We start from the raw sequence: 7,189 nt of genomic DNA on the forward strand, positions 1-7,189 counted from the left end.
AGTCACCCTCATCACCCAGAATATCGGATGAGGCCAAAAAGTCACAAACCGATTTTACTGGCTTTTGTCCTGACTGCTCGCAAGGTTGGGATTTCATCTGCCAGATGTCAGTCGGCTCTGATTGCTGTGGTGCGACTCCACTGGAACAAGCTGAAGTATTTGAGCAGTAGTACTCAAGGGAAATTCATGACTTTAAAGGCACAGACCTAGAATACATGCATTGGTATAGTAGGGGAATGTGGCTTGTAGAGCAAGATTTGTATCCTTATGTCCAAGATGATTATTTGTCCCTTATCTTGGCTTTATTCCTGGCCCAAGTTTCACGGCAAAAAATGAGTTCCGGGAAGTTTTGCCACGATATCTGATAGGGTGATTACCGTAACTAGCTGAGCGACTGAAGGGGCTCTTCGACGGGTGTGCGAATTTCGATTTGTAGGACACTTTTGGTTCAAATATTTATTGTTACTTTGCACTATGCATATTCAAATCCGTTCTTAACCCTCTAGCCAAAAAAGAGACAATGACACCCCTCCAAACAAGCTCCTGAAATCTACCAAAAGCTCGGCTTATGAGAAGCCCCGTTCAGGAAAATCAAAATCTGTAGGACACAAAGTCCATAGCCCAATGCCCACATCCCGCCTCCAGCAAGCATCTTACGCCTCCTCTCGTGAAACTTGGCTAGTACTGGTTTTGGTCAGAAGGATTAGGCGCAACCTAATGCCCCAATTGGTGACCGACTCAGTCTTGAGCCCTACTGCCTCCACTATTCTTGTTCTGGAACTCCCTACTATCCCTTTGAACTAGATTATTCAGACTGGTGGATAGAGGTACGGTTTGAGCAGTTATCGTAAGACTATACAGAAAGAGAGTAGAAAGCCTACTTTTCAGCGATAGATACAGAGCGTCAGCTCCCATCCTTTGTTACTTCTAGCAGAAAGGAAGAATCCTTCTTGTGCTTCTTACTCTCATAAGTCGCTTCTTATCTTACAAAAGAATCACCTCGAGTTTGAAAGTGAGGGAATAAACGGATTTAAGAATTTCTTTTTTACTATTCTATATTGTTGAATTTCTTTAGAATTAGTTCAAGGTAAATTAGATTACTCTGGATTTGTTTAGAAGCAACATCCATGGTGGATATGTTTATATCTTCTGATCTGTACTTCTCAATGTTTTGATCTGAAAGTAACTCAATAACAACATTATCTCTAAACTTTGAATTATCGCATTCATGAGCAATAATATTCCTCATTTTTGTTAGGGTGGAAAAGCAATGATAAAAAACGTAAGAGGTTTTGCTTTGTATGGAGTCGATTTCGAAAGAGAATCTTGGGATGAGATTTCCCTCCTTGCATAATCTTATAATCTGACTGGAGGAAAACGAGCCAAACTGGTCTTTATAATTATACTCAAGGTGAGTCTTAAAATCATCTAACTCATTATCAAAATGCATAGCTTTTGCTGCTTTGAGACCTCCATACATATAATATATTTTGTAGTGATGTTTTTGCTCAAGAGAGCCTATCGAATCTCGGAAGATGTTTTTGATTGCTTCTTCTAACATGAAGTACTTAGAGAGAAAAATAAAAGTTAGTACTGCTCTTGTTTGATAAGAAAGGAATTCTTCACTCTTCATTATTGCTTAGTAGTTGTTTTACTCTTAATAGTCTTTTGTTTACATTGCTAGTAGTGCCAGCTGATTTATTCAGAGACTCAAGCATTTCTTCATCACTCGCAATAATTGATATCTTTTCAAGTAGGTCTTCCTCTTGAGAAACAATATAAGGAATGCAAGCGTTTAGAATGTAATCTCGACCAGAAGTGTTTTTAAGAACTTCAAGTAGAATTAATGTGCCTTCTAAAATCTTTTCAAGATCATTATCATTAATCTTGTTTTGCTTGTTTTGGATTTCTTGAAGTGTTCGATTGATCATATCTCTTGGTCTTGAGTTATAGCCAACCACTACACCATTTTCTATATCAGAGTTTACGTAATAGGATAGACTAGCATAGAATCTACCGTAATCTTCGTATCTTTTAATATCATTTCCCGTGAAGAGATTATTGTATCTTGTGCATTTGGTTGGACTCTCTAAATTTTCTTGGACAAACTTATCAATCTTTTCAAGAATTGGTGAGCGATAAATTGCTCTTCTTATCTCGTTAACTTTTAGTTTTTCTGCGCCTTTATTTAGACGTGAGAAAATATCGTACTTCGTGAATTCCGGTGAGTTCGCAGTTATGACATAGATGTCTAATACAGAAGAAAGTAATTCGCTTACTTGGGTTTGAAAGTTATCCTTTATTTCATAAAATGTCCTTCCTCCAAACCAGTCGCTATAGTACTCTAAATGTTTAGTAGATAGGAGCAACTTGTCTTGAAGAAATTCCATGACGGTTGTCAATCGTTGCTTTCCATCAACAACTTCATAGTAGTTGTTCTCAAGAACATCTTGTCCAGGAATTTCTACGACATAAATTGGAGGAACGATAATTCCCATAAATAAGGATTCAATAAACGCCGTTTGTTTGTCTCTTTTCCAAATAACATTTCTTTGATATTCAGGAGAAAGATCTAATTGTCTAGATTTGATTTTTTGGTAGATTTCTTGAATTGACCATGTTTGTTTGACTATTTTTGTTTGTCCTAATAACTCTCTTTTTTCTTCGAAAGATGGATAGGAATCATTAGAGGCATCATCTACAGATTCATTTTCAGCTAACTGTAGATTTTCATCAAGTTCTGTTGTTTGCATAAAATATTCTTCGTTGATATTTTTCATGATTACGCTTTTCTTATATTGTTAATATCTATGTCTGTGAGGAGGGCTTTTTGGCATTCTGTGTAGTTCTTGAGGAACTTTTGGGATGCCTCCCAGTAGTCATTATAAGCTTTGCTCATATTTCGGTGTATTTTTCTTTGTGTCGCCAAATCAGGTATCGGAATGAATACTGAGTTGAGGAATGCATCTTGCTGAATTCTTGCTCTTGATGACGAAGATCCAGTCGCAATTCTTATTAGCTGTGATTTGACTAGTTCTGATTGTAGAATCGCAGCAAGAACATAATTGCTGATAATCATACTCTCATTATGTAATGATAATACATAGGCTTCTTTGGAAATGAGAACTTCTTCTATCTCATCTGGGATAATGAATACCCTGTTAAGCCTTGGGTTAATTCTTGTATAAGCGATATCTCCACCTTTTGCCAAATTAAAAGAGTCTCCTATTTCATCCCCTTTTAGCTTTCTGATATTTGATATGGTTCCAGTGTCAGGTGACACATCTGGAATTTCAAGATAGTAATACTCTTGTTCTGCAAGAGGTTTAATAGAATTATTTTCAATACTGCAAACTTTGTCAAGTCTTTGGAGATTAGAAAATTTAGTGTGAATTGCTTTAATGTCTACAGAGTTTATTAGGTATTGAGAGTCTATCCTATAACTAGTAACATTCTCTTGCTTTAGCCACACATATTCTCCTCCACTCTTTGTAGTTCTAATGTCTTGAAAAACTCCACTTGATTGGCTAAAAGTAAATTCTAATAAGTCATTGTATTCAATAGGCTTATATGTGGATTTGCCTACTTCGTATCCGACAGCACTAACTGTTCCGAGGAAAACATATTCAGGCTTGTTGTCGTTTGAGAGATTGCGTTTTCTTAACCCGAGTATTGCTGTCTTTGAAACTGATTTGCCAAATGGTATAAATGCACCTTCAGGAAGGCCTATAGAGAGTGTGATATAGCATTTTGACATAATCCACTCTCTAAAGTATTGGTAGCTGGGTAAGTTTAAAAGACCCTCTGGAAGGACAATATAGAGTTCACCATCCTCTTTTAGTGACCTAACACACTTTTCGACAAACAACACATCAAGTTCTTGGCTCTCTCGTCCTATGCCAAGTTCAAATTGATTTAGAACATCGTCAAAGGCATAAGGGATCGTAAAAGGGGGATTAGTAAGAACTAGATCGAAATGGTTGTCAAGAATTTTTTCATTTCTTAAAGAGTCGCCTTGATAGATATTATTATATCCATCACCATGCATAATTAAATTGATTTTAGCTAGTACATGTAAATCTTCATCAGCTTCTCCTCCCCATAAGCACTTGTCAATTAACTCTTCAAAGATAATTCTTCTCTGAACTTCAGAGAGAGGTGAATTGATGATCTTTTGGGTTACATATAGGAATGATTGAATGAGAAATCCTCCAGAACCACAGGCTGGATCAAGAATTTTATCTCCAATATTTGGGTTTGCAAACTTTACGACAAAATCTACTATTTCTCTCGGGGTGAAATACTGATCAAAATCTCCTCTTAGAGTTGATTTTAGGAAAATCTCATAAACGGCTCCTTTGATATCATCTCCTGTACCCAAAAATGACCATGGTTCAAGCTTCTCAACGACAGAGAGGAGGCATTTTTCATCTGAGATGTTTATGCCTTCATTTGGGTTCGTGTATATTGGATATGATTGTTTTGCTTGAGAAAAAAGATTTAAAAAGACTTCGTATGGTGTAGTGTCATCAGCCTTCGCCAGCCTTTTTAATATATCTATTTGAAATCTATTTGTATCACCATTTTTCGCTCTTCTTTCTTCATTCATTTTGACAAGGAGGATTTTTGTCATCTCCTTAAATGATTGATCGGAACGAATTAAACCTCTTTTTTCGATAATGTCCTTAGATTCCTTTATGATTGCGTACAGCTCTTCGGGCTTGTTGAGAGTAAGCATAAGACTTTGAACCTCTCGAATTTCTATATCGGAGAGTTCTCTTTTTCTGCTTCTTGAGACATCACGGGTAAGTTCACTTCTACTTGGGATTTCCGAAGTTTGCTTGCCAGTATATATATTAGTCGTTATGACATCAAAACCATTGGTCACAACAGCGTATAGTGCAGGAGGGGTAGAAACTAGTTTTGCGTAACTAATACTTTGCAGTATCTCTTTTTCATTTAATGAAATGTTTGGTGCTTTTGCATCAATAACTATTTCAATGTTATTATTCTCAACTATCTCAATATCAGAGATAACAGTCACACTTTTTGTTCCTGCTTGAACACTCATTGAGTTTTCAAACCTCATGTTTTCAATCTGATAGCCCAAAGATTTTAAGTAAGGGAGAATAATATGAACCTTAACATCTTCTTCGGTCTTAATCCTTTTGGAGTAGTCAGAAATATTTTCTTTGATCCATTCTCTAATGCTCATTTTACTGCCTGTAGTATAGGAGTTACATTTACTAGATTATCTTCAATCGTACAAAGTTAACTATATTCTGCGTCTTACTTGCCCTTTAACCCAAGTTTCACCAGGGGTTACGCATTAGGATTTAAAATCCGTAGTCAGTTTGTAGTATTTGAGAGGGCTCTTTGAGTGCATTGATTTTTTTGATATGCGTCAAAAGTACGCTTCTTTTGGGTTCTTAATCTTTCCAAGAAGAATAACGCGATTTTATACATGATATTGACGTTCTTTACGGAGTTCTCTTTTCTTCTAAGTGATTGATCCTCATTGAATATAACATCCAAGCAGTAGTGTAGGTTATTCTCAATTGCCCAGTGTCTTCGGATCATTTCAAACACCATTTCATTGTCCTCTAATGATGAAATGTAATAGCTAATCTCTTCACTTTCCGTGCCTTTACATTTGTCATACCTTACCCGCGTCATTTTATGAATAGACTTGAGGTCTTTCCACTTGTCGAGGCTTTTATATTGTTCAATATCAGCAAATCGCATAGGGGTGATTATGCTATCCAACTCTCGACTCTCCACTCTTCCGTGTCCAGATGTTTGCTCGCTGATCTTTTTAATCTCATCTTTGTAAAAGGGCTTAAAATGCTCCTCTAACTCGAGTAACGTCCCAGGCTGATTGGACTTCACATTAAGGATGTAATCACCTCCTTTCTTTCTAATGATTTCAACGATCTCTTTCTGTGTGCCGATGGCATCAATTGTAATGACATTATCCTTTATGTCAATGAGATCAAACAGCTCTTTTATCGCATTGATTTCATTTGACTTCTTTGATATAAACACCTCATTGAGAGCTACTTTAATTCCAGAAAGATAAGCAGAAACTGCATGAGCATCAGCATCTGGAGTAATGCTCTTTACCCCTCTGATCGTTTTGCCATCAATTGCGGTATGTTGGTCTGCAATCTGAAAAATCTCCTCAATCCATTTTGAAAAAGCCTCTCTAAACCTTATTGGGTCAAGGGCACTGAAGGCATAGCTGAATGTGTCATGAGATGGGGTGTAGCCACGCAATTCTCCTTTACTTAAACGCTTGTAAACTTTCCACAAGTCCTTCTCCTGAAGCTCTGCATAAAGAGCAAATTGATTCCAAGTCTTAAATCCAGACATGAATGCAGAAAAGGCGATAAGAAGAAGATAATCAATCGGATACGTCAGTCTATTGCCATGGCGTGGATCTGGTACGGTAGATAGGATAGAAAAAACACTATTCATAACTTTACATCTAATTAAATTGAATATAAATGATTGATAACTAGATATAAAGATACACAAAATATACAATGCAAACAAGTGAAAAACGTTAAAAATCAATGGGTTGAAAGCGATTTAACATTTCGCCCAGCGTGCTTTTTCTAATGCGTAACCCCTGCAAGTTTCACAGCAAAAATGAGTTTTGGGAATTTTTTTCACGATATTTGATGGGGTGTTTGTCTTAACTTGCTGAGCGACAAGAGGGGGGCTTCGACGAGTGGTACGAATTTCGATTTGTAGGACACTTTTGGGTCAAATATTTGTTGTTACTTTGCGCCATGTATATTCAAATCCGTTTTTAACCCTCTAGTCAAAAAGAGACAATGACACCCCTCCAAACAAGCTACTAAGATCTACCAAAAGCTCTGCTTACGAGAAGCCCCTTTCAGGAAAATCAAAATCTGTAGGACACAAAGTCCATAACCCAATGCCCACACCACGTCTCCAGCAACCATCTCACGCCTCCTCTCGTGAAACTTGGGTTAAATCAAGAGGATTCAAAGTGAAAAATTGCACTGTGGAAGAGATGGCTCTACTCAACTTTATCAGAGAGAATCCCAAAACGACTCAGAAAGAGATGGCTATATCTTGGCAAGTCGGAGCGGACTATAAAATCGCTAACAGTCAAGCTGTCAGAGAAGGGATTGCTGGAGCGCAAAAAAAAAGGGGGGGG

Annotated in this window: 4 protein-coding genes; all 4 read right to left on the reverse strand. The window is 37.2% G+C overall.

Going from position 1 to position 7,189, the window contains the following annotated elements:
• Positions 1 to 1,048 precede the first annotated feature (1,048 nt).
• The 4 genes from HMPREF3027_RS06730 to HMPREF3027_RS06745 all read right to left on the reverse strand — a co-directional run bounded on the left by HMPREF3027_RS06730 (position 1,049) and on the right by HMPREF3027_RS06745 (position 6,477).
• Positions 1,049 to 1,633 carry a hypothetical protein gene (locus tag HMPREF3027_RS06730; RefSeq protein WP_070707747.1) on the reverse strand — a complete coding sequence of 195 codons (585 nt, stop codon included), beginning with the start codon at positions 1,631 to 1,633 and terminating at the stop codon, positions 1,049 to 1,051.
• Positions 1,623 to 2,780, reverse strand: a complete 1,158-nt coding sequence (locus HMPREF3027_RS06735) for a DUF262 domain-containing protein (protein WP_070707748.1) — start codon at positions 2,778 to 2,780, stop codon at positions 1,623 to 1,625. The genes HMPREF3027_RS06730 and HMPREF3027_RS06735 overlap by 11 nt, the downstream gene beginning before the upstream one ends.
• A gap of 2 nt (positions 2,781 to 2,782) precedes the next feature.
• A complete protein-coding gene (locus HMPREF3027_RS06740) occupies positions 2,783 to 5,215 on the reverse strand; it encodes an N-6 DNA methylase (RefSeq protein ID WP_070707749.1) in 2,433 nt (810 codons plus the stop codon).
• A gap of 134 nt (positions 5,216 to 5,349) precedes the next feature.
• On the reverse strand, positions 5,350 to 6,477 hold the full coding sequence (locus tag HMPREF3027_RS06745) for an ISAs1 family transposase (RefSeq protein ID WP_246830555.1): 1,128 nt from the start codon (positions 6,475 to 6,477) through the stop codon (positions 5,350 to 5,352).
• Between the last annotated feature and the right edge of the window lie 712 nt (positions 6,478 to 7,189).

This window comes from Porphyromonas sp. HMSC077F02 (assembly GCF_001815465.1).
Lineage (GTDB): Bacteria > Bacteroidota > Bacteroidia > Bacteroidales > Porphyromonadaceae > Porphyromonas_A > Porphyromonas_A somerae.

Coding starts and splice junctions, on each gene's coding strand:
- HMPREF3027_RS06735 (WP_070707748.1), bottom strand. CDS start 2,780: ATGAAAAATATCAACGAAGAATATTTTATGCAAACAACAGAACTTGAT.
- HMPREF3027_RS06730 (WP_070707747.1), bottom strand. CDS start 1,633: ATGAAGAGTGAAGAATTCCTTTCTTATCAAACAAGAGCAGTACTAACT.
- HMPREF3027_RS06740 (WP_070707749.1), bottom strand. CDS start 5,215: ATGAGCATTAGAGAATGGATCAAAGAAAATATTTCTGACTACTCCAAA.
- HMPREF3027_RS06745 (WP_246830555.1), bottom strand. CDS start 6,477: ATGAATAGTGTTTTTTCTATCCTATCTACCGTACCAGATCCACGCCAT.